25 protein-coding genes are annotated in these 26,300 nt (G+C 62.6%); 13 read left to right on the top strand and 12 right to left on the bottom strand.

What is annotated here, in order from left to right:
* The 7 genes from tmk to mazG all read left to right on the top strand — a co-directional run bounded on the left by tmk (window position 1) and on the right by mazG (window position 5,877).
* Window positions 1-627: a dTMP kinase gene (gene tmk / locus JNM03_RS13255; RefSeq protein WP_294037255.1), complete on the top strand. Its 627-nt coding sequence runs from the start codon at window positions 1-3 to the stop codon at window positions 625-627.
* Window positions 624-1,601: a DNA polymerase III subunit delta' gene (locus tag JNM03_RS13250; RefSeq protein WP_294037253.1), complete on the top strand. Its 978-nt coding sequence runs from the start codon at window positions 624-626 to the stop codon at window positions 1,599-1,601. The genes tmk and JNM03_RS13250 overlap by 4 nt, the downstream gene beginning before the upstream one ends.
* 116 nt (window positions 1,602-1,717) lie before the next feature.
* Window positions 1,718-3,292 carry a methionine--tRNA ligase gene (gene metG, locus JNM03_RS13245; RefSeq protein WP_294037251.1) on the top strand — a complete coding sequence of 525 codons (1,575 nt, stop codon included), beginning with the start codon at window positions 1,718-1,720 and terminating at the stop codon, window positions 3,290-3,292.
* The gene (locus JNM03_RS13240) at window positions 3,292-4,068 is read left to right on the top strand and encodes a TatD family hydrolase (protein WP_294037249.1); all 777 of its coding nucleotides are present in this window, start codon (window positions 3,292-3,294) and stop codon (window positions 4,066-4,068) included. Before metG ends, JNM03_RS13240 begins: the two co-directional genes overlap by 1 nt.
* A 13-nt stretch (window positions 4,069-4,081) precedes the next feature.
* Window positions 4,082-4,846, top strand: a complete 765-nt coding sequence (locus tag JNM03_RS13235) for an MBL fold metallo-hydrolase (RefSeq protein ID WP_294037248.1) — start codon at window positions 4,082-4,084, stop codon at window positions 4,844-4,846.
* Window positions 4,843-5,025 carry a hypothetical protein gene (locus JNM03_RS13230; RefSeq protein WP_294037247.1) on the top strand — a complete coding sequence of 61 codons (183 nt, stop codon included), beginning with the start codon at window positions 4,843-4,845 and terminating at the stop codon, window positions 5,023-5,025. The genes JNM03_RS13235 and JNM03_RS13230 overlap by 4 nt, the downstream gene beginning before the upstream one ends.
* Before the next feature lie 126 nt (window positions 5,026-5,151).
* Window positions 5,152-5,877 (top strand): nucleoside triphosphate pyrophosphohydrolase, encoded by a 726-nt coding sequence (gene mazG / locus JNM03_RS13225; RefSeq protein ID WP_294037245.1) that lies wholly within the window; start codon window positions 5,152-5,154, stop codon window positions 5,875-5,877.
* Here the strand turns inward: mazG and hflX are convergent.
* From hflX to dusB, 7 genes are all read right to left on the bottom strand, one after another.
* The gene (hflX, locus tag JNM03_RS13220; RefSeq protein ID WP_294037243.1) at window positions 5,855-7,195 is read right to left on the bottom strand and encodes a GTPase HflX; all 1,341 of its coding nucleotides are present in this window, start codon (window positions 7,193-7,195) and stop codon (window positions 5,855-5,857) included. The two genes, mazG and hflX, sit on opposite strands and share 23 nt — an antisense overlap.
* Window positions 7,196-7,204: 9 nt before the next feature.
* Window positions 7,205-7,765, bottom strand: a complete 561-nt coding sequence (gene hfq / locus JNM03_RS13215; RefSeq protein ID WP_294037241.1) for an RNA chaperone Hfq — start codon at window positions 7,763-7,765, stop codon at window positions 7,205-7,207.
* A 57-nt stretch (window positions 7,766-7,822) separates the two neighbouring features.
* Window positions 7,823-9,202: a sigma-54 dependent transcriptional regulator gene (locus JNM03_RS13210; RefSeq protein WP_294037239.1), complete on the bottom strand. Its 1,380-nt coding sequence runs from the start codon at window positions 9,200-9,202 to the stop codon at window positions 7,823-7,825.
* Complete coding sequence (locus JNM03_RS13205; protein WP_294037237.1) at window positions 9,192-11,483, bottom strand: ATP-binding protein; 2,292 nt, start codon at window positions 11,481-11,483, stop codon at window positions 9,192-9,194. Before JNM03_RS13205 ends, JNM03_RS13210 begins: the two co-directional genes overlap by 11 nt.
* A gap of 84 nt (window positions 11,484-11,567) precedes the next feature.
* Window positions 11,568-12,983, bottom strand: a complete 1,416-nt coding sequence (locus JNM03_RS13200) for a sigma-54 dependent transcriptional regulator (RefSeq protein WP_294037236.1) — start codon at window positions 12,981-12,983, stop codon at window positions 11,568-11,570.
* A complete protein-coding gene (locus tag JNM03_RS13195; protein WP_294037235.1) occupies window positions 12,980-14,077 on the bottom strand; it encodes an ATP-binding protein in 1,098 nt (365 codons plus the stop codon). The genes JNM03_RS13200 and JNM03_RS13195 overlap by 4 nt, the downstream gene beginning before the upstream one ends.
* Window positions 14,074-15,072 carry a tRNA dihydrouridine synthase DusB gene (dusB, locus tag JNM03_RS13190; protein ID WP_294037234.1) on the bottom strand — a complete coding sequence of 333 codons (999 nt, stop codon included), beginning with the start codon at window positions 15,070-15,072 and terminating at the stop codon, window positions 14,074-14,076. Before dusB ends, JNM03_RS13195 begins: the two co-directional genes overlap by 4 nt.
* 95 nt (window positions 15,073-15,167) lie before the next feature.
* Here dusB and JNM03_RS13185 point away from each other — a divergent pair, with 95 nt between their 5' ends.
* Together JNM03_RS13185 and JNM03_RS13180 are read left to right on the top strand one after the other, a co-directional pair.
* Window positions 15,168-16,346, top strand: coding sequence for a bifunctional 2-C-methyl-D-erythritol 4-phosphate cytidylyltransferase/2-C-methyl-D-erythritol 2,4-cyclodiphosphate synthase (locus JNM03_RS13185; RefSeq protein WP_294037233.1), 1,179 nt, complete (start codon window positions 15,168-15,170; stop codon window positions 16,344-16,346).
* Window positions 16,347-16,349: 3 nt separating this feature from the next.
* A complete protein-coding gene (locus tag JNM03_RS13180; protein ID WP_294037232.1) occupies window positions 16,350-16,907 on the top strand; it encodes a CinA family protein in 558 nt (185 codons plus the stop codon).
* Between the two features lie 325 nt (window positions 16,908-17,232).
* Here JNM03_RS13180 and JNM03_RS13175 read toward each other — a convergent pair whose 3' ends face one another.
* Together JNM03_RS13175 and lipA are read right to left on the bottom strand one after the other, a co-directional pair.
* The gene (locus tag JNM03_RS13175) at window positions 17,233-17,685 is read right to left on the bottom strand and encodes a type II toxin-antitoxin system RatA family toxin (RefSeq protein WP_294037231.1); all 453 of its coding nucleotides are present in this window, start codon (window positions 17,683-17,685) and stop codon (window positions 17,233-17,235) included.
* Between the two features lie 7 nt (window positions 17,686-17,692).
* Window positions 17,693-18,616 (bottom strand): lipoyl synthase, encoded by a 924-nt coding sequence (gene lipA, locus JNM03_RS13170; protein WP_367235900.1) that lies wholly within the window; start codon window positions 18,614-18,616, stop codon window positions 17,693-17,695.
* A gap of 62 nt (window positions 18,617-18,678) precedes the next feature.
* On the opposite strand from lipA, the gene JNM03_RS13165 reads away from it, so the two are divergent.
* Window positions 18,679-19,317, top strand: a complete 639-nt coding sequence (locus tag JNM03_RS13165; RefSeq protein ID WP_294037230.1) for a carbonic anhydrase — start codon at window positions 18,679-18,681, stop codon at window positions 19,315-19,317.
* 23 nt (window positions 19,318-19,340) lie between these two features.
* A complete protein-coding gene (locus tag JNM03_RS13160) occupies window positions 19,341-19,919 on the top strand; it encodes a hypothetical protein (protein WP_294037228.1) in 579 nt (192 codons plus the stop codon).
* 43 nt (window positions 19,920-19,962) lie between these two features.
* Here the strand turns inward: JNM03_RS13160 and JNM03_RS13155 are convergent, their stop codons facing one another.
* On the bottom strand, window positions 19,963-20,409 hold the full coding sequence (locus JNM03_RS13155; RefSeq protein WP_294037226.1) for a PaaI family thioesterase: 447 nt from the start codon (window positions 20,407-20,409) through the stop codon (window positions 19,963-19,965).
* A gap of 4 nt (window positions 20,410-20,413) precedes the next feature.
* Window positions 20,414-22,093, bottom strand: a complete 1,680-nt coding sequence (gene ettA, locus JNM03_RS13150) for an energy-dependent translational throttle protein EttA (protein ID WP_294037224.1) — start codon at window positions 22,091-22,093, stop codon at window positions 20,414-20,416.
* A gap of 124 nt (window positions 22,094-22,217) precedes the next feature.
* On the opposite strand from ettA, the gene JNM03_RS13145 reads away from it, so the two are divergent.
* The gene (locus tag JNM03_RS13145; RefSeq protein ID WP_294037222.1) at window positions 22,218-23,636 is read left to right on the top strand and encodes a M28 family peptidase; all 1,419 of its coding nucleotides are present in this window, start codon (window positions 22,218-22,220) and stop codon (window positions 23,634-23,636) included.
* Window positions 23,637-23,782: 146 nt separating this feature from the next.
* Window positions 23,783-24,079 (top strand): hypothetical protein, encoded by a 297-nt coding sequence (locus JNM03_RS13140; RefSeq protein ID WP_237837574.1) that lies wholly within the window; start codon window positions 23,783-23,785, stop codon window positions 24,077-24,079.
* A 132-nt stretch (window positions 24,080-24,211) separates the two neighbouring features.
* Here the strand turns inward: JNM03_RS13140 and JNM03_RS13135 are convergent, their stop codons facing one another.
* Window positions 24,212-26,080 (bottom strand): CshA/CshB family fibrillar adhesin-related protein, encoded by a 1,869-nt coding sequence (locus JNM03_RS13135; RefSeq protein WP_294037219.1) that lies wholly within the window; start codon window positions 26,078-26,080, stop codon window positions 24,212-24,214.
* Window positions 26,081-26,300: the final 220 nt, after the last annotated feature.

The following is a 26,300-nucleotide window of genomic DNA, read 5'->3' as shown; positions in this document are numbered from 1 at the left end:
GTGACGCGCGGGCGCTTCATCACGCTCGAAGGCGGGGAGGGGGTTGGCAAGTCGACCCAGTTGCGTTCGCTGGCGGCCGCTATCGAAGCATGTGGTATCGACGTCGTCGCCACCCGCGAACCCGGCGGCAGCGTGGGCGCCGAAGCGATCCGCGGCCTGTTGATGGAAGGAAGCGATGACCGTTGGGATGCGCGGAGCGAAGCCCTTCTCTTCGCTGCTGCGCGGGCCGACCATGTTGTGCGGACGATCCGTCCCGCTCTGGAGCGGGGTTCATGGGTACTCTGCGACCGCTTCGTCGATTCGAGCCGCGCCTATCAGGGCGGCGGCGGCGGCATCACCGATCAGGACATACTGGCGCTCCACGGCTTTGGCTCGCGCGGCCTTCTGCCCGATCGCACCTTCCTTCTGACCCTCGATGCAGAGCGAGCAACGGAGCGCCTTTCGGTGCGCGACGCGAGCGGTGCCGACCGCATGGGAAGCAAGCCCGCCGATTATCAGGCTCGCCTTGCCGCGCGGTTCGCCGAAATGGCGGCCTCCGAACCCGATCGCTGGCGCGTTATCGACGCAAGCGGCGCACCACAGGAGGTGACGGCTGCGATCATTGCGAACTTGAAGCCCTGGCTATGATTGGACACGAAGACGCCGAGCAGGCGTTCCTGGAGGCATGGAAAGGCGGGCGGTTGCACCACGCCTGGTTGCTTGCCGGTCCGCAGGGAATGGGCAAGGCAGGTTTCGCAAGCCGCGTCAGCCGATTCCTTGTCACGCACGGACCTGCGGGAACGGGGGACGTGACCTCCCTCGACGATCCGGGCGACCCCACCGCCCGAAAGCTCGTCGATGCGGGCAACCATCCCGAAATCATCCATCTCGCGCGTCAGCCGAAGGAAAAGACGAAGGACTTCGCCCGCAACATCACGATCGATCAGGTTCGCGGGATGATCCGCCGCCAGCATCTTTCGCTCTCGCTGGGCGACTGGCGCGTGGTCATCATCGACGCCGTCGACGATCTGGAGACCGACGGCGCGAACGCGCTTCTCAAGACGCTTGAGGAACCTCCGGCAAAAACGCTGTTCCTGCTTGTCAGCCATTCTCCCGGTCGTCTGCTCCCCACCATAAGGTCGCGATGCCGGACCCTGCGTTTTCAGCCAGTTGGCTGTGACGTCATGACAGCATGGCTGCACGATATCCGCTCGATGCTCGACATGGCGGAGTTGCGTGCGATCGTTTCTGCGTCGGGCGGCGTGCCAGGAAAGGCGCTCGCGTTGGTGGACAGCGACGTCGCGGCGATGGAGAAGAAACTGCTTGCCATCGCCAGCAGCGGCGACCCGGGCAACCGGCTCCGCGAAGCGCTCGCACGCGAGGTGGGCGGGACGAGCAATCGCGCGCGGCTTGAACTGGTCATCGACATCGTACCCGGACTTCTCGCCCAACTCGCACGACAGCGCCCAATTGCCGAGATCGCGCCCGTCCTTGCCCAATGGGACAGGGTGCAGCGTAACGCCCGCGATGCCGTCCGTGGCTCCTATGACGGAGCGATGGTAGGGTTCGAGATCGGCAATTGCCTTGCCGAACTGGCACCAAAGGCCATGGCAGCGCGATAGCGCAGTTCGCCGGCAGGCGCGGCGGACATCCGTATCCCGGGGATGATCAAGCAGCCAGGTCCGTTGCAGGACGGCGCATACTTCCCCTCGCGCTTCGCACCGGCTAAGGCGCGCGCATGTCAGATCCATTCTATATCACCACCGCGATCAGCTACCCCAACGGCCGACCGCACATCGGCCACGCTTATGAGGCGATTGCGACCGACGTGATGGCCCGGTTCCAACGCGCGCGCGGTCGCGATGTGCGCCTGACCACGGGAACCGACGAGCATGGCCTGAAGATGTTTCAGACAGCCCGCGATCAAGGGCGCGCAACGATCGATCTTGCGAATGAAATGTCCGGTTATTTCCGCGAGATGTATGGCAAGCTGAACATCAGTTTCGATCACTTCATGCGCACGTCGGACCCCGCGCACCACGCCGCGTCGCAGGCGCTGTGGCGCGCGATGGAAGCCAATGGCGACCTGTACCTCGATCGTTACGAGGGGTGGTATTCGGTCCGCGACGAAGCCTTCTACGACGAAAGCGAACTGGTCGAAGGGGAAGGGGAGAGCAAGCTCTCGCCGCAGGGAACCCCCGTTGAATGGACCGTCGAGGAAAGCTGGTTCTTTCGTCTGTCGGCCTATCAGGACAAACTGCTGGCGCTTTACAGCGACAATCCCGATTTCATCCGTCCCGATAGCCGCCGCAACGAGGTGCTGCGCTTCGTCGAGGGCGGGCTCAAGGATCTGAGCGTCTCGCGCACCAGCTTCGACTGGGGCGTTCCCGTGCCGGGTTCGCCGGGGCATGTGATGTATGTGTGGGTCGATGCTCTGACGACTTACATGTCCGCGCTCGGTTACCCCGACCCGGATAGCGAATGGAGCCGCTTCTGGCCCGCCGACATTCATATGATCGGCAAAGATATCGTGCGTTTTCATGCCGTTTACTGGCCAGCCTTCCTGATGAGTGCAGGCCTTCCCCTGCCGAAGCAGATATTCGGCCACGGGTTCTTGCTCAACCGCGGCGAAAAAATGTCGAAATCTCTCGGGAATGTCGTGGATCCGATTGAACTTGCCGAGCGTTTCGGCGTCGATGCGCTGCGCTATTACCTGCTCCGCGAAGTGAGTTTCGGACAAGATGGCAGCTATTCGGCAGAAGCGATCGTGCGGACGGCCAACGCGGACCTGGCGAACAGCTTCGGAAATTTGGCTCAGCGCAGTTTGTCGATGATTTTCAAGAATTTGGAAGGGGCATTGTCAAGCGACTACGTCGCTGCACCGGGCGATATCGCCCTGCTCGCCGACCTTGAAACGATGGCGACCGACCGCCTGCCGCGCGAGTTTGAACAACTGGCCTTTTCGGTGGGCATCGAAGATTGGATTCGCGCCGTATTTGCCTGCAATCAGTATGTCGATGCGCAGGCGCCGTGGGCGCTCCGTAAGACCGACCCCGAACGGATGCGGGCGGTCCTGATGACCTTGTTCCAGGCCGTTCGCACGCTTGCAATCGCCATCCGTCCGGTCGTACCGGCCGCTGCCGACGCGCTGCTCGACCAGATGGGCATTGCCGCGGACGCGCGCGGTTTCGCAGCGCTTGCCGACAAGGGGTGGTTTCCGGCGCTCGCGGCGGGCGACTTCGCTGTCGGGCAGCCGGTTCCGATCTTTCCCCGCCTTGAACTGCCCGATGAAGAAGGGGAAGGGGAGGCATAATGCTCGTCGATTCGCACTGTCACCTTAATTACAAGGGACTTGCCGAGCAGCAGGATGGCGTACTCTTCCGGGCGAGGGAACGCGGTGTTACGGCGATGCTCAACATCGCGACACGCGAGAATGAATGGGACGATGTGCTGGCCGCGGCGGAGGCGAATGAGGACGTCTGGGCGAGCGTGGGTATCCACCCGCACGATGCCGACAATCACCCCGAAGTGGACACCGCAAAGCTCGTCGGCCGCACCGCCCATCCGCGCGTGGTGGGGATTGGCGAAACCGGCCTCGATTATTATTACGACAAAAGCGATCGTGCGCGGCAGCAGGACAGTTTTCGCTGTCACATCCATGCATCGCAGCAGACGGGCCTGCCGGTAATCGTCCACACCCGCAACGCCGAGGCCGACACGCTGTCACTGCTGGGCGAGGAGATGGGAAGGGCGATCTTTCCCGGGGTGATCCACTGCTTCACCGCCAGCGACGCCTTTGCACGGAAAGCGCTCGACCTTGGTCTTTATATCTCGATCTCGGGCATCGTGACGTTCAAGAACGCCGCCGAGCTTCAGGCCACCGCGAAGTGGCTACCGCAGGAGCGACTGCTGGTCGAAACCGACTCCCCTTTCCTTGCCCCCGTTCCGCACCGGGGCAAGACCGGCGAGCCCGCGTTCGTGGCAGACACGCTGGCCTTTCTCGCGGAGCTGAGAGGGGAGAACGCCGACGATCTCGCAGCGGCAACAAGCGCCAATTTCTACAAGCTTTTCAACAAGGCCGCCCCATGACGCCATATCGCATATGAAGGTCCGGATTCTGGGTTGCGGGACGTCGTCGGGCGTTCCGCGGATCGGAAACGATTGGGGTGCGTGCGATCCCGACAATCCGCGCAACCTGCGCAGTCGCGCGTCGATCCTCGTCTCGCTGGGCGGCTTTCGCATCCTTGTCGACACCAGCCCGGACATGCGGCTGCAACTGCTAGATGCTGGCGTCGGCGCGATCGATGCCGTGATCTGGACGCATGAACACGCCGATCACACGCACGGGCTCGACGATCTGCGGCAGGTGATGCACATGCGTCGGTCGGCCGTGCCCGTCTATGCTCGCAATCATGTGCTCGATATTCTGAAATGGCGGTTCACCTACGCATTTGCCGGCAACGCGGGCTATCCGGCATCGGTCGATCCGATCGATCTCGATGATCATCAGTCGATCGGGCCGATCGAAGTATCAGCGCTCGAAATGCCGCACGGTCCCATCAAGGCCACCGGTCTGATCTTCAGTGATGGTGCGCATAAAATAGCATATGCCACTGATTTCTCGAAATTTACCGACGATATGGTCGATTTCTTTCAGTGTGTTGACCTGTTCGTGATCGACGCTCTCCGTCGCTACCCGCATCCGACCCATCCGCATCTGGCCATGACCCTCGAAGGACTGAACAAAGTCGGCAATCCGCGCGCCATCATCACGCATATGGACAACACGATGGATTATGACGACCTTGCGGCAGAGCTGCCGCCAGGCGTCGAGCCGGGCTACGACGGGCTGGAGGTGCAATTGTGAACGGAGATACAGCAGTTCAACTGGCGTGGTTCGTTGGAGCGTTCGCGCTCGTGCTGAGCGCGTTGGTCGCACGTCGGATCAGATTGGCAGACGGTATCAAGATGGCGCTCGCGTGGGTGGCGATCTTCGGGCTGGTATTTCTCGCGATCTGGACGTTTCAGGCGGCGCGCGGGGGATAGATCGGGAGCATCTTCCCTCAGCCCGCCATCTCGTATTTTACATAATATATATTATCGGATAATTCTATGACTGCAGCGACAGATTCCCACAGCCCTGTCTCCCCCATCGATCGCTTGCTGCGCGTCATGGCCGCACTTCGCGATCCGGACGGCGGATGCGAATGGGATCTTGCGCAGGATTTCTCGACGATCGTTCCCTATACGATCGAGGAAGCCTATGAGGTTGCCGATGCCGTTGCTGGCGGCGATCCTGCCGCGATCTGCGACGAACTCGGCGACCTGTTGCTTCAGGTCGTTTTCCATAGTCAGATCGCCACGGATGAAGGCCTGTTCGGCTTCGACGATGTCGCGACCGCGATCAGCGACAAGATGGAACGTCGTCACCCTCACATTTTCGGCGACGCCAAGGCCGCCGACGTCCGCGTGCAGTGGGAAAATATCAAGGCGGCAGAACGCACGTCGAATGGACCGAAAAGCGCGCTCGACGGCGTAGCCCTGTCGTTGCCGGCGCTGCTGCGGGCGCAGAAGCTTCAAGGTCGTGCATCGCGCGTCGGGTTCGACTGGCCCGACGCGGCTGGGCCGCGCGCCAAGATCGCCGAGGAGCTCGAAGAAGTCTTGACGGCCGCAGACGATATCGAGCGAACCGAAGAGATTGGCGACCTGCTGTTCGCGGTCGTCAATTATGCACGTCATCTCGGCGTGGACGCCGAAAGTGCGCTCCGGGCCGCCAACGACAAGTTTGCACGGCGCTTCAAAGCCGTCGAGGAACGCGCCGGAAGCGATATGACTGACCTGCCTCTGGAGGCGCTGGAAGCCCATTGGACCTCCGTCAAGGCGTCGGAACGCCGCTAACCGGCCAAAGCCGCTCGAACCGCGCCCGGTCGGCAGGATCGAGCCGGACCGTCAGGACATGTCCCTCCCCCTCCAGCTCGTCTGACAGGACTTCGCCGCGCGCGTGGAGCCACGCCATTGCCTCGCCCTGGTCAAACGCCAGAAATATCTTCGCGATTTGGTGCTGCGCGGTCAGCCGCGATGCCATGAGCATTCGCGCAGCCTCGACACCATCGCCCGTCACGGCCGAAATGACCGCGACATCAGGGCGCCGGGCGGCCATCTCTTCGATCTGCGCTTTCCGATCCCTGTTCGCCGTATCGATCTTGTTCCAGATTTCGATCTGCGGAATGACGATCGAGGCATCGTCCCCCTCCCCGTCATGCACGCCGTTGACGCCAAGTGAGTCGAGAATCGCGCGCACATCGTCGAACTGCGCGTCGCTGTCGGGATGAACGATATCGCGGACGTGGACGATGAGATCGGCCGTTGTGACCTCCTCAAGCGTGGCGCGGAACGCCGCGACCAGTTCCGTCGGCAGATCGGAGACGAAGCCGACGGTATCCGACAGGATCGCCTTGTCGATACCGGGCAAGCGGATTTCCCGCATCGTCGGGTCAAGCGTCGCAAAAAGCATGTCTTCCGCCATGACGTCACTTCCCGTCAGACGATTGAAAAATGTAGATTTTCCAGCGTTTGTATACCCCACGAGGGCAACGACAGGCCAAGGTGCGCGTTGACGCTTAGCCCGCTGCAACTGCCGCGTCCGCCGCGCATCTTCAAGCTGCTTGCGGATCCGCGCCATACGGTTGCGGATCATCCGCCGGTCGGCCTCGATCTGCGTTTCGCCGGGGCCGCCGAGAAAGCCGAAGCCGCCGCGCTGGCGCTCAAGGTGCGTCCAACTGCGAACCAGCCGCCCCGCCTGATAATCGAGATGGGCGAGTTCGACCTGAAGCCGCCCCTCGGCCGTTGCGGCCCGCTCCCCGAAAATCTCCAGAATCAATCCCGTGCGGTCGATGACCTTCGCACCGAACTCGGTTTCGAGATTTCGTTGCTGGATGGCACTCAGCGCCGCATCGACGACGACAAGCTGGACATCGTTCATGGCGATATCCGGTTTGATCGCCTCGATCTGCCCGACCCCGATCAGCGTCGCTGCGCGCGTCTGCCTGAGCCGAAGCGGATGGACTGCGACAACATCGAGCCCGATAGCGACCGCAAGCCCCTTCGCCTCCTCGACGCGAGCATCGAGGTCGCGCGACAGGCGCTGGCCGCGCCATTCGGGCACGACCAGCAGCGCGGCCGCTCCGCGCGTAACTTCGCCGTCGCTGTCGGTCATCGTTCCAAATCAGGCGCCGACGTCGCCGTCCTCGTCGCCATTGTCGGTCAGGTTGATCGGTCCATTCGGCTGAACCGTCGAAATCGCATGCTTGTAGACCAGCTGCACCTGCCGCTCGCGCTCGAGCAACATGCAGAAGAGGTCAAACGCCACGATATCGCCCTGCAACATCACGCCATTGACGAGGAACATCGTCACCGATTCATCGGATCGGCGGACAGCATTAAGGAAAACATCCTGCAATGCCTTGCCCTTGCTTGCCGGCGCTTCCCGGATATCCGCACCCAGTGCGCCGAGATCGAAATCGTGCGACGGCATCACCGTCGAAATCGCGTGCTTGTAGACAAGCTGCGACTGACCATCGCGGCGCAGAAGCAGCGAGAAATTGTCGAACCAGGTAATGATGCCCTGCAATTTGACGCCCTTCACGAGGAACATCGTCACCGGTGTCTTGCTGCGGCGCAGGGCGTTTAGGAAAAGATCCTGGAGATTCTGATTTTTATCGGACACATTTGCCTCCTGTTTTTGGCGGTAGAACCGCGGGCGCGGTGCCGGTTTTCCGGCGTTCAAGACCTTCTTCGCATTCGCAATATGCGACAAAGCACCGCGCAGGTCTAGCGCAAAGCCTCACCCCTCGCCGTCGGAATTTTCCGTCAGTCCGAGGAGCTTGAGCTTGCGATGCAGGGCCGAACGCTCCATCCCGATGAAGGTTGCCGTTCGGGAGATGTTGCCCGAAAAACGGTTGATCTGGATGCGCAAATACTCGCGTTCGAAATTCTCTCGCGCTTCCTTCAGCGGGATCGCGGTGATCGATTCCGTGTTCGGCAGGATGTCGGTCCCGCCACGCACAAGCTCGCCCGGCAGCATATCGGCATCGATTCGCGCCAGCCGGTCGCTGGGAGCCAGAATCATCACGCGCTCGATCACGTTGCGAAGTTCGCGAACATTTCCCGGCCAATCATGCGCCTGGAGAGCGGCCATCGCTTCGGAGCTGATCTCGGGCGGCGGAACATGCCGATCCGCTGCGTACCGACCCACGAAATGATCGCAAAGGCTGGCGATGTCGTCGCGTCGTTCACGCAAGGGGGGGATATGCACCGGCACGACGTTGAGCCGATAATAGAGATCCTCGCGGAAGCGGCTTTCGGCGATTTCGGCCATCAAGTCGCGCGCCGAGCCTGAAATGATGCGGACATCGACGCGGATCATCGTCCGCCCACCGACCCGCGTGAAGCTTTGATCGGTCAGCACGCGCAGGATCTTGCCCTGTGTCGTAATCGGCATGTCGGCCACTTCGTCGAGGAACAACGTGCCCCCGTGCGCCTGCTCGAGCAGGCCGACGCGGATCGATCCGTCCTCGGCCTCCGATCCGAACAGTTCGATTTCGACCGTCTCAGGGTCCATCCGCGCCGACGATATCACTCGGAATGGAGCGCTGTGCCGTCCACTCCATCCGTGAAGAACGCGGGCCGCGACTTCCTTCCCTACCCCCGGAGCGCCGGCTATCAATACCCGACTGCCGGTCCCGGCAACCCGCTTCAGCGTCGCGCGGACGTTGTTGATCGCGGCGCTGGTGCCCGTCAGTTCATCCGAGGGGCCAGCCTTTTCCCGGAGCTGTTCATACTCGAACTTCAGGCGCTCACTCTCGGTCGCGCGCGCAACGAGATGAAGCAGACGCTCTGCCTCGAAAGGCTTTTCGATAAAATCGAAGGCACCCCGGCGGATCGCCGCCACCGCCGTGTCGATACCGCCATGCCCGGAAATCACGATGATCGGCAGGGTCGGGTCGAACGCCTTGATCGCTTCGACGAGGCCCAGCCCATCGAGCCGCGACCCTTGCAGCCAGACGTCGATCAGCGCGAGCGACGGGCGCCGCTGACGGATGGCATCCAGCGCGGCGTCGCTATTGGAGGCCGTCCGCGCCTCATAGCCTTCGTCCTCCATGACCCCCGCGACCAGCTCGCAGATGTCGCGTTCGTCATCGACGATCAAAATATCAAGCGCCATATTCTTCTCTATCCTGCCGGTTCCGGACGCGCCCCGGCACCGATTCAACGCGCCCTGTCGTCAATCCTCCGCCCTTGCCCGCCAGCGCCAGCAACCTGTCAGGATGCAACGTCAGCGTAACGCATGTTCCGCGCCCTTTCGGACTGTCCGAAAAATCGAGTTCGCCATAATGCTGTTCGACGATCTTCTTGACGATCGCGAGGCCGAGTCCGGTGCCGCCTTGCCGCGTCGTCATATAGGGTTCGGCAATGGCATCGCGCGCCTCGGGAAGGCCGATCCCGTCATCATCGATGCGAATGACAACCTCGCCGAGCGGACCGACGACAAGCTCGGCCAGAATATGCCCGACTGGCGACATATTGGGATTCTTCGGTCGCTCCTCAATCGCTTCGACCGCATTTTTGACGATATTGGTCAGCGCCTGCGATAACAGGCGTCGGTCGCAAACGAGCGGCTCGATTTCGTTGGGCGTCTTGATGCTGAAGGCGATGTCGGGCTTGGCAACCTCGAACAGGAAGACGGCCTGCCGCAGGATATCGCGAATATCCTCGACACCGAAAGTCGGTTTCGGCATGCGCGCAAAACTGGAAAATTCATCGACCATGCGGCGCATGTCGTGGACCTGCCGCACGATCGTGTCAGTCAGGCGACGGAACGTCGCCGTGTCACCCTCGATCTTGTCCCCGAAACGGCGTTGCAAGCGCTCTGCGGCGAGCTGGATCGGCGTGAGCGGATTCTTGATCTCGTGAGCAATGCGCCGCGCAACATCGGACCATGCAGCCCGCCGCTGGTCGAGAAGCTGCTGCGTGATATCTTCGAAGCTCAGTACGAAGCCATCGCCTTGCGCCACAGCTTTCGCGGCCAGCGTTGCGGGTTCGGCCTCGCGACGCGCCAGCTGGACGATGGCTTCGCGCTCGTCGCCGGTGAGCAGCCGCGCGAGTTCCGGCGCAACATCGGCAAGCGGCTGCCCGGTAAGAGCCTCGGCGCTCTGTCCTACCAATCGCTCGGCGGCCGCGTTTGCGAGCGAGATGCGATGGTCGGCGTCGACCGAAACGACCGCGGACGAAACGCCGCTCAGCACCGCTTCGATGAAGATTCGCCGCGCTTCCAGTTGCTCGTTCACGCTGACGAGCGCGCCGGTCTGCCCCTGCAACTGTTCGGTCATGCGGTTGAACGCGCGCGTCAGCACCGCAATTTCATCGTCACGAACCGGCGGCGTCACGCGCACCGACAAATCGCCGCCCGCGGCCGTTCGTGTCGCGCCGATCAGCGTCCCGAGAGGCCGGACGATGCGGTCCGCGACAACGATGGCAGCAACGACGGCAAGGGCGAGCAAGAGCAGAGAGCCGAGATAGAGCGCGCCATTGAACTGCAACTGAAGTTGCTGCGAACGCTCGAAAAGACCGTTGTAGTCGGCCAGAACGGCCCCTGCCCGCGCCGATTGCTGGAAGCCTGGCACGTTCGCGTCACGCGAGGCATAGACATAGGCGCGCTCCGTCCCCGGTAGTCGCGCAGCGGCTCCAATCCGGTCGGCTTGACGGACGACGACGACGTCCTGCCCGGAATTCAGCCGGCTGACCATCGCCGCCGTCAACCGATTTTCCGCGGCCCGATTGTCGGGATCGATCGCTGCGGCGGTGCGCGCAACGCCGTCCTTACCTATTTCGATGATAGCCGATTCATTGAGACTGCGGACGACTACCTGCTGCAGATAATAGTTTGAAAACTTGGGGCTATCGATCGGAAACTGGCTCAATTGTTTGCTGAGGTCGGCCGCCATCGCGAACGTATTGGCGCCGACCTGGCGCTGGTTTTCCTGATAATAGCCTTCGGCAAGATTGGCCGCATTTTCGAACATGCCGCGCGAGCGGTCGGAAAACCAGAAATCGACACCGAACTGGAACAGCAGCGAAGCAAAGATCACGACGAGCAACGTCGGCGCGGCGGCGATCAGCGAGAACAACGCGACAAGGCGGACGTGGAGGCGCCCGCTACCCCCCGCCATGGACCTTGCCGCGCGCGCCCGCGCGATCCGGCTGCCGACCAGCACGATCAACGTCATCGCCGGAACCAGGTTGACGACCATGATCGCGGCAACAAGCCCGGGCGTCAGCAAACGCTCGCTCTGGGCGTCGCCCGTCACGAAAATATAGGTGGCGATTGCGACGCTGACGATGATCGCGAGGGTATAATATTCGGGAGCGGCAAAATGCCATCCGCCCGAACGCGGCTGCCGATCGTCGGAATCGTTGTCTTGAGTCAGGGAAGCGGTGGGCTCCATTGTTGCCGTGCTACGACAATCCTGTTGCATAGAAAACACACAATATGCACGTCGCACGCGAATCCATCGCGTTTCTGGTCACCATCAAGGGTGGGCGGGATCGATGTCGAGTTGCCCCAACCGCTTGCGCAGCGTGTTTCGGTTGATTCCCAGGCGTCGGGCCGCTTCGAGCTGATTTCCACGCACTTCGCGAAGGGTACGGCGAAGAAGCGCGGCTTCCACGATCGCCTCGAGTTGCCCGTGAATCTCGCCATCGTCTTCGGGTCCGGCCAGCTTCTCGCGCGTCCAGTCGTCGATCGCGCGCGCAATCAGGTCCGCGGGCGCGGCAAAGGTTCCGCCTTCGCCGCTTTCCTGCAGTACCGCCTCGACGTCGCGCGCCATCACCATGGTATCGCGTGACAGCACCGCGAGGCGCTGGACGACATTCCCCAGTTCGCGAACATTACCCGGCCAGTCGTGGCGTTCGAGCAACTGCATCGCCGGCGAAGCGAATTGGCGGTCGGGCAGTCCCGACCGACGCCCCGCGTCGACGAAATGACGGACCAATGCGGCGATATCGCTGCGGCGATCGCGCAGCGGAGGCAGCGTTACGGGAATGACGTTGAGCCGGTAGAACAGATCCTCGCGAAATCGTCCGTCAGCGACCAGCGTACGCATGTCGCGATGGGTTGCTGCGACGACACGAACGTCGGCGCGAAGGGATTGGTTGCCGCCGACGGTGGAATATTCGTTGCTCTGGAGTACGCGCAGCAGTCGGGTTTGCGCATCGAGCGGCATGTCGCCAATTTCGTCGAGGAACAGCGTCCCGCCCGCAGCCTGTTCGAAGCGGCCGGCATTCCGGCTATGCGCGCCGGTAAACGCGCCCTTTTCATGCCCGAACAACTCGGCCTCGATCAACTCACGCGGAATGGCGGCCATGTTGATCGCGACGAATGGTCCCGACCGGCGCAGTCCCGTAGCGTGGATCGCTCGCGCAACCACCTCCTTGCCCGTCCCTGACTCGCCGAGAATCAGAACCGCGAGATCGTTGGTCGCGAGACGCGCGATGGTGCGATAGACCGCCTGCATCGCCGGCGCCCGACCGACGAGACCATGGCTGTCGGCCTGCCCGGGATCGGCTCTTGCCGTGGGCTGACTTCCACGATCAAGAGCCGCGCGAACACTCGCCGTCAGTTCCTCCAGGTCAAAGGGTTTGGGCAAATAGTCATAGCTGCCGATTCCCGTCGCGCGTACCGCGGTATCCAACGTGTTTTGCGCCGACAGGACAATGATCGGCGTGGCGGCATCGACGCCGGCGCCCGGTAACGAGTCGATGCCGTCACCATCGGGCAGAACGACGTCGGTAATGATCAGGTCCGGGCGATTGTCCGCCAGCCAGGCATTCCGCTCTCCCACACTCCCCACCGACGCGAAGGTTGCGCATTCGCCGGTCAGCGTTTCACGGATGATCAAGGCGATCGCTGGATCGTCCTCGACAAGCAAAATCGTCTTTCCGGTCATTCGCCGCGTCCTTTTTGAGCCGGAACCGTGGGAAGATGGACGCGAAAGCGCGTCCATTCGCCGTCGCGCATATGCTGGACGGTGCCGCCCATGTCGCGCGCGAGCTTGGCAACGAGCGCCAGGCCGAGCCCCCGTCCCTCTCGCTTGGTCGTAACGAACGGCGCGAACAGGTCGCCGCGGATATCGGCAGGGACGCCCGGGCCATTGTCGCTGACGCTTACCTCGATCGGCAAGGCAATCCGGCCCCGTCCGTCATCATTGTCGATCGAAAGCCCGTGTCGGTAAGCGGTCGCGATGCGCACCACGCCGTCATCCCGTCCCCCGAGTACTTCACACCCATTTGTAATCAGGTTCAAAAGAATCTGAACGACCGCGTCGTGATTGCCATGAACCATCGGCAGCGACGGATCGAAATCCTCTGAAAAGCGCACACCGGGAAATTGGCGAGCTCGCGCGGTTTCCATGGCCTGGTGGATCGGCTGGTACAGGTTGATCGGTACGCATGCGATCGGTTGCCCGCGCGAGAAATGCTCCATCTGGTCGATCAGCGTCGTTATCCGATCGACCTCGGCACAGATGAGGGTGGTGAAACGCTCACCGCCCGCATCGGTCTTGCGGGCCAGAAGCTGTGCCGCTCCCTTGATTCCCGCCAGGGGATTCTTGATCTCGTGCGCCAGCATTGATGCCGCTGCACCCGCAGCCCTTCCAGACCGTCCGATGGCGCCACCCATCAACTCGGCCTCGCTCTGCGAAGGCACCAGCGTGAGTATCCGGTGCCCGCTCCGCCCGTAGGGGACAACTTGCATGTCCACGAAAGCCGCCTTGCGGCTCCCGATCACAATTTCCGCGCGATGGGCGAACAGAGCCGACGTGGCGGGATCGTTCATCCGCTGGCGATAGCCGCGATCCATACCGATCACATCGAAGACAACGCGCCCAACCATCGCCGACCGCCCGATGTTACAGAGCTGTTCGGCGGCGGCATTGACGAAAAGGATCACGCCGCCGCGATCGATGAGAAGTGTCGCTATCGGATGCGACTGGATGATGTCGTCATGGTCGAACATCGGTATGCTCGACGTCAGCGCGCTCACGCAGCGGCCTTGCTCAGATAAGGACCATAGAATTGCTCAAGCGCGTCGAGAACCCCTCGGCTGTCGGGGATTTGATTGACCTTGTTGCGGAATTCGGCCGATCCGTGCAGCCCCTTGACGTACCAGCCAAGGTGCTTGCGCGCCATGTTGACCCCCGTCATCTCGCCATAATGTTCGATCATCGCGCGATAATGCGATGTAATGACGTCATATTGCTCATCAATTCCAGGGTCGGGCCGCTCGCCCTCCCCGCGAAGCACCGCCATGACCTGCCCCAGCAACCAGGGTCGACCATAAGCGCCGCGGCCAATCATCACGCCGTCCGCTCCGCTCTGCTCCAGCGCCGTCCGAGCGTCCTCGGGCGAACAGATGTCGCCGTTGACGATGACCGGGATCGAAACCGCGTCCTTGACCTTGCGGACAAAGGCCCAGTCGGCCTCGCCGCGATACATCTGGTTGCGTGTCCGCCCATGGACCGTGACCAGCTTTGCACCGATATCTTCGGCGATGTGGGCGAGTTCGGGCGCGTTCAGGCTGTCATGGTCCCACCCCATGCGCATCTTCACGGTCACCGGAACCTGTACCGCCCTGACGCAGGATTCGATGAGCGCGGCGGCAAGCTTCGGATCGCGCATCAACGCCGATCCGGCATCGCCGTTCGTCACCTTGCGCACCGGGCATCCCATGTTGATGTCGATGATCGCCGCGCCGCGATCTTCGTTGAGCTTCGCCGCTTCGCCCATCTCATAGGGCGTGCAGCCGACGAGTTGCATCGATACGGGTTCTTCCACCGGATCCCAGGCGGCCTTCTGGATCGACTGGCGCGTCTCGCGGATCGCGGCCTGGCTCGCGATCATCTCGGTCACGTTGAGGCCGGAACCATAATAACGGACCAGCTTGCGGAACGGCAGATCGGAGACGCCCGTCATCGGCGCGAGGATCACGGGATCCGCTATGGTGATATTGCCGATCTGGATGGGCCGGAGTGGCGCCATGGCGAAAGCTTTCGTCGAATTGCCTAAATTTTGAGCAGCCCCTACACGCTAAGCCGCTTTCCCGCAAGGCGCGGCTGCGCTAACCGGCGCGCAAGATGCCCGAGTCCACCTCCTCTCCTGCTCCGCATGTGGCGGTTGTGCTGTTGGCTGGCGGTCAGGGCGCGCGCGCGGGCTTCGACCGACCAAAGCAGCTTGAAATGCTCGGCGCCAAATCGGTGTTGCGCTGGAGCCTCGACCTGTTCGCAGCGCATCCGGCAGTCACCGCCGGCGTCGTCGTCGCTAATCCTGACGTCATGGCGACGATTGGAATGCTGCCAGAAGGATGGATTTCCGCCAGTCCGGGCGCTGAGCGGCAGCAATCGGTCGCCAACGCGCTCACCGCGCTCACCGATTGGGATGATGATGCGCGATTACTGGTTCACGACGCCGCACGCCCCGGGGTAACGGCCGACGTGGTCGATCGCCTGTTGGCGGCGCTGGACGGTGCCGACGCTGCAATCCCCACCCTGCCCGTACCGGACACTCTCGTCGCGCAGACTCAGGCGCAGGTCGGCGATGTCGTCGATCGCAGCCTGCTGGCGCGGGTTCAGACACCGCAGGCATTCCGCCTCGGGACCTTGCGCCGTGCGCACGCCGAAGCGGGCGACGCAGCCGCGACCGACGATGCGCAGCTCGTCCGCCGGATGGGCCTGCCGGTTGCAGCGGTGTCCGGCGACGCCCGGCTTCACAAGCTGACCTATGCCGAGGATCTGGCCATTCTGTCTGCGTTATTGGGAGTGGGAACAGCCATGCGAACTGCTGTCGGCATGGGCTATGACGTCCATCGTCTCGTCGTCGGCAAGCCACTCTGGATCGGTGGCATCGAAATCGCGCACAGTCATGGGCTTGAGGGGCATAGCGATGCCGACGTCGCGCTTCATGCGATCACCGACGCGGTCCTCGGCGCGCTGGCTGACGGCGATATCGGCGACCATTTCCCGCCAACCGATCCACAATGGCGCGGTGCAGCGTCGCACCGCTTCCTCTCCTTTGCCGGCGACCGGGTGACTGCGCGGGGCGGGCGTATCAGCCACATCGACGTCACGATTGTCGCCGAGGCGCCGAGGATCGGTCCGCATCGCCCCGCAATCCGGGCCCGCATCGCCGATATTCTTGCGATTCCGCCCGAGTGCGTTAGTGTGAAGGCCACAACGACCGAGCGACTGGGTTTCACCGGCCGCCGCGAGGGGATCGCCGCTCAGGCCATCGCGACGCTTTTGCTTCCGGAGATTTGAACCGTGCTGTCTGTCGAAGAGACGCGCCTTGCCGCGCGGCACCAACTCGCCACGAATGTCCTGGCCAACAATCGCGCCGCCGGACGCCGCGTCGCTGTCGCGGAAAGCTGCACGGGCGGCATGGTCTCGGCCGCGATCACGGATATAGCCGGAAGTTCGGACGTGTTTTCGGCGGGTTTCATTACCTATTCGGGGCATGCCAAACAGTCGCAGCTCGACGTGAGCAGCGAGATCCTCGAAACTTTCGGCGAAGTTTCATTGGCAACCGCCTGGGCAATGGCTGCCGGCGTGCTGGCGAACAGCGATGCCGATGTGGCGGTTGCGATCACGGGCATCGCCGGTCCGGGCGGCGGCTCGGAGAAAAAGCCCGTCGGCCAGGTCGTCTTCGCGCGTGCGCTGCGCGGGCAGGACCCGGACGATTACTTCACCCAGCGTATCCAGTTCGATTCAAAGGATCGCGCCGCGATCCGTCATGCCGCGACCCTGTTCGCGCTCGACCTTTTTCAGCCAGAAAGGGATGCGCTACGACCGTCCGAGGATGCGGCGCTTCCAGCGGAATAACCCGATGCGGCGGTAACCTTGGGATAGGGAGAGGTCGTTACCATTCCCAGGAAAGTTCAGTCCTGTGCGCCCCCGACTGGGCGCGATTTGGCCTGATTTGTACCGAACAATGTGCTGGGTGCGCGGGGCCGTGGTGGCATCCACAAACCGCTCCGCGACCGTCCTTGTCCTCCGAACGAAAGAGCCGGGGCGAACGCTGGCATAGCCGGACATGTAGGAAGGCCTATCTGAAGGCACCGCCTACCCGGAGGTCAATGCGGTAGCTTCTTCGTCCTGTACACGGCCCAAGGCCCGGACGCCGACCTCGATAGAGTTGACCGAGATGTCAGCTTTCTGGCGGAGTGGCCGCCCCATAAAGCGCACCCGCCCGCGTTTCGAAGGCGGCGATCATCTTGCGAAGGGCCTTGTCGAACATCTGCCCGGCAAGCGTTTCGAAAACCCGGCTGCGGAACGAGAAATCGACCATGAAGTCGACGCGGCAGCCTCCATTATCGAGCGGTGTGAAATGCCACTCGTTCTCAAGATGACGCATTGGTCCGTCGATATAGCTGACCGTCACCGAACGGGGTCGTTCCTTGTGAACGCGGCACGAGAAGCTTTCGCGTAATCCCTTGAAGCCGACGATCATGTCGGCAATCGCTTCCCGCTCGTCATCGCTGCGGACGCGGAGGGCGATCACCCATGGCAGAAATTCGGGATACCGCGCGATATCGACCACCAGCGCGAACATCTGTTCGGCGCTGTATGGCAGTTCGCGCGTTTCATGATGACGCGGCAAAAACCGGTCAGCCCGCCCTGGCGCGTGCGAGTTGCTCTTCGCGCGCCGAGCGCATCCGTTCGAAATCGTCGCCGGCATGATAGCTCGACCGGGTCAGCGGCGATGAAGCGACCTGCAGGAAACCCTTGGCCCGCGCGATCTGGGCATAGGCGTCAAAAGCCTGGGGGGTGACGAAGTCGATCACCTTGGTGTGCTTTGGCGTCGGCTGCAGATACTGGCCCATCGTCATGAAATCGATATCCGCGCTGCGCATGTCGTCCATCACCTGATGAACTTCCATCCGTTCTTCGCCGAGGCCGAGCATGACGCCCGATTTGGTGAAGATCGACGGATCACGACGCTTGACGCTTTCGAGCAGGCGAAGCGAGGCATAATAGCGCGCGCCGGGCCGGATCGTCGGATAAAGCCGCGGCACGGTTTCCAGGTTGTGGTTATAGACATCGGGCCGCGCATCGACGATCGCCGCGACCGCGCTCTCGGGCTTGTTACGAAAATCGGGGGTCAGGATTTCGATCGTCGTTTTCGGCGTCTCGCGGCGCAACGCTTCGATCACCTTCACGAACTGGCTGGCGCCGCCGTCCGGCAAATCGTCGCGATCGACCGAGGTGATGACGATGTGGGTCAGCCCCATCTTCGCCGCCGCGATGGCGGTGTGTTCGGGCTCCAGCAAGTCGACCGGGCGCGGCATGCCGGTCTTGACGTTGCAAAAGGCGCAAGCGCGCGTGCAGGTGTCGCCCAGGATCATCACCGTCGCGTGCTTTTTCGTCCAGCATTCGCCGATGTTCGGGCACGCCGCCTCTTCGCACACGGTGTGCAGGTTGAGGTCGCGCATCAACCTCTTCGTCTCGGCATAACCGGGGCTGGTCGGTGCCTTGACGCGAATCCAATCGGGTTTGCGCGGGCGCTGAAGGGGCTGAGCGGGAGCGTTCATGGCGTTCACATAGTCCTGCCCGCGACTCTTCTCAACCTCTCAACTTATGCTATGGCGCGCGCATGACTCACTTTGCAGATATGATCGAAGGCTACCACCGTTTCCGTAACGGCGGCTGGCAGGAACAGCGCGACCGCTGGGAACAACTCGCCGAGGGGCAATCCCCCAAGGTGATGGTAATCGCCTGCTCCGACAGTCGATCCGAGCCATCGCAGATTTTCGACACTAACCCGGGCGAGATCTTCGTCGTCCGCAACGTCGGTGCCCTCGTGCCGCCGTTCGAAACCAACCCGGGGCGGCACGGCGTATCGGCCGCGCTCGAATTCGCGGTGCAGTTCCTGCACATCGAGGAAATCGTCGTGATGGGCCATGGCATGTGCGGCGGCTGCCATGCCGCGCTGCACCGGACGATGGAGGGGGCGGAGCCCGGACGCGGCGGCTTTATCGCGCACTGGATCGAGATGCTCGACGAGGCGAGCGCCGATATTCGCGCAAGATATCCCGATTACGACAATCGCGAGGCCGGCCGGGCCATGGAACTGGCAGCGGTGGGCGTCAGCCTGACCAATCTTCGCACCTTCCCCTGCATCCAGGAAAAGGAAAAGCGCGGGACGCTGAAGCTGCGCGGCGCCTTTTTTGCGATCAACGAAGGCCTACTCTATGTGATGGACGAAAGCACGGGAGAATTCGCACCGGCCTGAGCGGCCGCAGCAAGGAGGACGAGATGAGCAAGAACGCCGTCTGGCTGACGATCATTTTCGCGGCCGCCATATTGGGCGCGTTTCTGGGGCCATCGATGGCCAGCCTGCTTGGTGAAGGCACGATGCTGATCCTCGCGCCCGTCTTCCTCATCGGCGTCGTCGCCTTTTGCATATGGGCGCTGTCGAGCAACAAAAGCGGCAAGAAGGCCGACACGGCGACGTTGGCCGAAGCACGAACGATGCGCGCGCCTGACGGCAAAGGCCGCATCTATGTCACGCGCCGCGGTTTCGTCGCCGCACTGCAAGGCATGAACGTGACGCTTGACGACAGCGCGACCGGACAGATCAAATCCGGGCAGATGCTCATGGCCGATGTGGCGCCCGGCACGCATCGCCTGCAGGTCGGCACGGCGAAGGCAAAGCTTGCCAACGCGGCCGACATGGAAATCGACATTGGCGCGGGCGGCGTAGTCGTGATCGACGCGATGATCGAAATGGGCGCCCTCAAGGGCAGCGTGAAGCTGACCCGCCTCGATGCGGCCAAGGCGCGCGAGAATGTGAACGCGACGGCGCTGATCCTTTGGGAAGTTCCCCCGGCCTGACGCGCGACAGCGGCCGCGGCCCTCGCCGTCACGAAGGTTCGGGTCAGGGGATCGCGTAGGTCACATTCGCCTGGCCGACGGGCTTGTCGGCGTCATCGGTCCAGATACGAACGTCCATCACGGCCAGCCGCTTGCCGAGCCGCAGCATATGCGCGTCTGCAAACAGCGGCCCCGGACGGCAGGGACGCAGAAACTGATAGTTGAGCGCGCTCGTCACCGCCATCGCGACGGGCCCGATATGTGCAAGGACCAGCGCGTAGGCCGCCATATCCGCAAAGCCCATCTGCGTTGGCCCCGAAATCAGCCCTCCCGGACGCAGCGCCCTGTCGTTCGGGTCGATCCGGGCCCGGACATGCCCCGGAACTGCAAGGACCACATGGCCGCGCGAATCCGGTTCCGAATGGGGAAAGGCTTCCGCCATGAAGGCGTTGAGTGCCTCCGCATCAAGACGGATCGCACCCGACGATATTGGCGCCGCCTCCCCTGTCATGGAATCAACGCGTCAGCTTCTTGTACGACGTCGCATGCGGCCGCGTCGCGTCGTCGCCAAGACGGCGGATCTTGTCTTCTTCATAGGATTCGAAATTGCCTTCGAACCATTCGACATGGCTGTCGCCCTCGAACGCAAGGATGTGCGTTGCGAGGCGATCGAGGAAGAAGCGATCGTGGCTGATGACCACGGCGCAGCCCGCGAAGTTTTCCAGCGCTTCTTCCAAAGCCGCCAGCGTTTCGGTGTCGAGATCGTTGGTCGGTTCGTCGAGCAGCAGGACGTTGCCGCCGGCCTTTAACATCTTGGCCATATGGACGCGGTTGCGTTCGCCGCCCGAAAGCTGGCCGACCTTTTTCTGCTGGTCGACACCCTTGAAGTTGAAGGCACCGACATAAGCGCGCGTCTGCATCTCGTGCTTGCCGATATTCATCAGTTCGTGCCCGCCGGAAATCTCCTGCCAGACATTGTTGTCGGGTTTCAGGTCGTCGCGGCTCTGATCCACGAAGCCGAGGCGTACGGTATCGCCGATCGTCACCTTGCCGCTGTCCGGCGTTTCCTGCCCGGTGATCAGTTTGAACAGGGTCGATTTACCCGCGCCGTTGGGGCCGATCACACCGACGATGCCACCAGGTGGGAGCGAGAAGGTGAGGTTTTCGAACAGCAGCTTGTCGCCATAAGCCTTCGAGATGCCTTCGACCTCGATGACCTTGCCGCCCAGGCGCTCGGGAACCTGGATAACAATCTGCGCCTTGCCGGGGATGCGCTTTTCCTGCGCTTCGACAAGCTGGTCGAAGCTTTTGATACGCGCCTTCGACTTGGCCTGACGGGCCTTCGGCGATTGCCGGATCCATTCGAGTTCGTCCTTGATCGCCTTCTGGCGCCCAGCGTCCTCGCGCGCTTCCTGTTCGAGGCGCTTGCCCTTCTTTTCGAGATAGGTCGAATAATTGCCTTCGTAGACGAAGTAACGGCCGCGATCGAGCTCGAGGATCCAGTTCACGACATTGTCGAGGAAATAGCGATCGTGGGTGACGAGGATGACGTTGCCCGGATAATCGACGAGATGCTTTTCGAGCCATGCGACGCTTTCGGCGTCGAGGTGGTTGGTCGGTTCGTCGAGCAGCAGGATCGACGGCTTTTCAAGCAGCAGGCGTGTCAGCGCAATGCGGCGGCGTTCGCCGCCCGACAGGTTTTCGACGCTCCAGTCGCCCGGCGGACAGCGCAGGGCCTCCATCGCGATTTCGAGCTGATTGTCGAGCGTCCAGCCGTCGACCGCGTCGATCTTTTCCTGAAGCGTGCCCATTTCTTCCATCAGGGCATCGAAATCGGCGTCGGCCGGCGGGTCGGCCATCAAGGCGCTGATCTCGTTGAACCGGTCCATCATGTCGGCGACCGGCCGGACGCCATCCATGACATTTTCCTTCACCGTCTTGGCAGGATCCAGCTCGGGCTCCTGCGCCAGATAGCCGACGGTAATCCCCTCACCCGGCCAAGCTTCGCCCGAGAATTCCGTGTCGATGCCCGCCATGATCTTCATAAGCGTCGACTTACCCGTGCCGTTGGGGCCGACGATGCCGATCTTGGCGTCGGGATAAAATTGCAGACTGAGATTGTTGAGCGTCGGCTTCTGCGCGCCGGGATAGGCCTTGGTCAGGCCTTTCATCACGAAACTATATTGGGCGGCCATCGATATGCTCCGGTATGGGCTGGGCCGCAGCGTGCGGCCGGAAGAGTTGGGCGCCGGTTAGCGAATGGGCGCGGGGTTGGCAATCGACGCTTGCGCGAGCGGGGCGTGCCGTTACGAAAGCGGCATGAAAATCCCTCATATCCCTGCCCGCCTTTTCGGGGTCGCCGCTCTCCTCGTCACCGCAGTCAATGCATCTGCAGCGCCAGCCGAAGCTCCCGACGGAGTCATCTTGCCTGCTCCGGCACGAAGCGCGGTCGAACTTGCCGAAGAAGGGGACGACATTGCCTGGACGATAACCGAGGACCTGACGACCGAGATCGGGCCGCGCATGGCCGGGACCGAGGCCGAGTCCGCCGCACGGCGCTGGGCGCTGTCGCGCTTGAAGGCAATGGGCTTCGCAAACGTTCGTGAAGAGCAGTTCGACATGCCGGTCTGGGTACGCGGTACCGAAGAGGCCTGGCTGACCCACGCCTTCCAGCCACAAAAACTGGCGATCACGGCGCTGGGCAACAGCGCGTCGACCGGGCCGCAGGGTATCGAAGGTTCGCTGGCCTATTTTGCGAGCTTCGACGCGCTCGCGGCTGCACCCGATGAAAAGGTGCGAAACCGGATCGTCTTCATCGATAATGACATGAAGCCGACGCAGGACGGCAGCGGCTATGGCTATTATGGTCGCGGGCGCTTCAGCGGACCCAATGTCGCCGCCAAGAAGGTCGCCATCGCCATCGTCATCCGGTCGATCGGAACCGACAGCCATCGCAACCCGCACACCGGCGTGACCAATTTCGAGGCCGGTGTGAAGCCGATCCCCGCGGGCGCAATTTCGAACCCCGATGCCGACCAGCTCTATCGCCAACTCGTCCGGCAACAGGCCGTCGTGGACGAGGTTCGCATGAAGCTGATCCTGACCCCCCAGAACCTTGGCACGAGGCATTCGGGCAATGTCATCGCCGAAGTTCCGGGCAGTGATCCTGCCGCCTCCCCCGTTATCGTCGCCTGCCACCTGGATAGCTGGGACCTCGGCACGGGGGCGATCGACGATGCCGCCGGCTGCGGCATCATCACCGCCGCCGCGAAGCATGTGATGAAGGCCGGCCAACCGCGCCGGACCATCCGTGTCCTTTGGGCGGGCGCCGAAGAGGTCGGCGTATTCGGCGGCAAGGCCTATTTCGATGCGCATGGCAAAGAGAAGCACGCGGTCGCGCTCGAGTCGGATTTCGGCGCCGACCGTATCTGGCGCGTCGATTTCAAACTGCCCGACAGCGCCGGGCCCCTCGCCGACCGGATCGCCGCCGCCGTGATGCCGTTCGGGGTCGTGCGGGGCAAGCAACCAGCAGGCGGCGGCGCGGACGTGGGCGCGCTGGTTCAGGCCGGCGCACCCGCGATCGACCTGGCGCAAGACGGGACGCGCTATTTCGATATCCATCACACGCCCGACGACACGCTCGACAAGATCGACGTCAATAATTTGCACCAGAATGTGCTGGTTTGGACCGCGACTCTGGCGATTCTCGCCAACAGCAGTGACAGTGAGCTTCCCTAGTATGACGAAGAAATGACAGAATCCCGCCACCGACGGGCATCTCAATTATTTTTGTTGACGATTCACGCGGAACGGCTAAATCCCGCCGCTCGCGGTACGGGAAGTTTTCCCGGACGCGGTAAGGCATTTTAGGGAGCCCACACATCATGAAGAAGTTTGCTGCTATCGCCGTTGCTGCCAGCATGTTCGCCCTCGCCGCTTGCGGTGAAAAGGCTGCTGAAGAAGCCACCACGGACGCCCCGGCCGCTGAAGCGGTTGCGGAAGAAGGCGCTGACGCCGCTGCTGCTGGCGCCGACGCCGCCGCTGCTGGTGCTGACGCCGCCGCTGCCGGCGCCGAAGCTGCTGCTCCGGCCGCTGACGCTGCTGCTGCTCCGGCCGCTGACGCCAAGGCTGCTCCGGCTGCCGACGCCAAGGCTGCTGCTCCGGCTGAAGAAAAGAAGTAAGTCGCAGCCCTTCGGGGCAATGACTGAAACGAGAAACGGGCGGTCTTCCTTCGGGAAGGCCGCCTTTTTCTTTGCGTGCTGCGGATCGCCACGCGATACGAGCCGCGCACGGAGGCCTTTTTCAGCGATATCCTAGTTGAGCTGACCCTGGATGCTGATCGTGAAGCTGGTCGGGGTACCCGTCGATCCTGCCATCGCCCCCTGCGGCCGCAAACAGACATATTTGACCGCCGGATCATAGGCGGCGACCGGCGTGTAGGTGCAGGCCGCGAAAGTCGCGGGCATGGTTGCCGCGTTGGAATAGCGGATATCCGTCGCGCTGCTGAACGTCAGCCCGCTCGTCGGCGTGCCCTGTGTGAATATCGGCGCCGCCGCATTCCCGACAGCGATCTGGAGCGGCAAAGTATCGACGATCAGCAAGGCATTGCTGTCGACCGCGGCCGGACCGCTGTTCTGCACCTGGAAGCTGTAACGGACGATGGCCCCCGGTATCGCCTTTGGATTGGTGCTGCCGTTGATCGGGTCGGACAGCAACACCGACGTCTTCGTCATGCCGAGCGCTGCGTTCGCAGCCCGTTTCGTGTTGGTGATCACGCAACTGATGATGTCACCCATCTGGGGCGTGACACTTCCACCCACGGTCGTTGGAAGCACGGTCGATGACGCAGCGGCGTTGGTGCAGACCATGCCCGAGGTATATTGGCCAAGCGTCGTGGTGCCACTGGCGGCTTCGGCAAGCACATAAGCGGTCGCAGCGGCCACCTGTGTCTGGGGCGTGGCCGCATTGGCGACGGTGGCGCCGCTGCCGGTCGTCGTCGTCGTGGCGACGACGGTTGAGCCCTGACTGATATTCATCGTGAACTGATCGCCCACGAACTGGCGCCCCCCGGACCCGAGCGCCTTGCTCAGGGTCAGGTGCGGAAACGGCGTCTCGGTGAACGTACACTGGACGGCATCGCCGAACTTCAGCGCTCCGAAATTATAAGAGGTCGTCGTAACGTTGGACGGCATCGCGGTCGTCGAACCCGACGTGCTGTTGGTACAGGTCAGGATCGACCGATATTTGGCGAGCGCGCTGGTGCTGCCGGCAGCCATCGACTGGTTGAGGGTGATCGGGATCGCCGCCGTGCTCGACAACGCAGCGGCTGTGAAAGGCCCCAGCCCGGTTCCGCTCGACGTGCCGGATGCCAAGGCAGCACCGCCGCTTGTCGCGTTGATCGAAAAGGTGAACTGGTCGGCGGCGTTGATACGAGCGCCCGATATCTGGGTGTTGAGACGGATCGAGGCGAAACGCACCGCGAACATCGTCCCCTGCAGCCCGCCGCCCACAAGTGTCGTGGTGACTTGGGTCGGCGATACCGAGCCGACGATGTAGGCGCCAACATTGCCATTCGCGCCGGCAACGCTGAAAGTACTGGTGCCCGCACCGGATGCGGTGGGATAGGTCGAGCCGCTGATCGGCCCCGCGGTGTCGAGCAATTGCCACGCCCCACCGTTGGTCTGGAAGGACAATGACTCCCCGCCGTTCGACGACTCTCCGTCGGCTCCAACGAACATATAGGCGCTGACCGTACCCGACGATGGCGGGGTCAGGGTTATCCCGCTGATCTGGACGGTCGTGGTGCCCGCGGCGGTCTGATAGAAGATCGGGCGGCCGGCAATGCCCAGAAATGCGGTATTGCCGACCGCCGCGCCGGTCCAGGACGGGGCCGTGGCCGAGGCAGCGGCCGCGCCCGAAACCCGCATGGTGAAGCTCATCACCGTGCCGTCGGGCAAGGTGAAGGAGAAATTCTGTCCGCTCGCCGTGCGCGCCGTCGCGTCATTGTAGGAACTGAGGTCCAGCCAGCAATAGGTCTGCCAGTCGGAGGGCCCCGTCGTGCCTTGCGACGTGGCATAATAGCAGGGTGCCGCCAATGCCGGACTCGCCGCGCACAGCGTCGCAAGCAGCGCACACAGCGCCGCAATCAGCTTGTTCAGTCTGATACCCACCCGTTTCAACATGCTGGTCCTTGTGCAGAACCATAAACGCAAATGTTTAGAAGGATGTTAAGGACGATCGCGGGCCAGAAAACCGGCTTATACTGTCGCCTGCCAACGCTGCCGGCGGCCAACGCCGTCGGCGGTCAACCGAAACTCCGCGAACGAAGCCGGGAGGACCGGTAGGGGTACGAGTTGCATGTGCGTCAAACGACATGTGGAAAAAAGGACATTATTCTGGTTG

It is taken from the genome of Sphingopyxis sp. (assembly GCF_016793825.1).
Lineage (GTDB): Bacteria > Pseudomonadota > Alphaproteobacteria > Sphingomonadales > Sphingomonadaceae > Sphingopyxis.
Note: the sequence above shows the minus strand (reverse complement) of the source record. Positions and strands in the feature narration are given on the sequence as shown.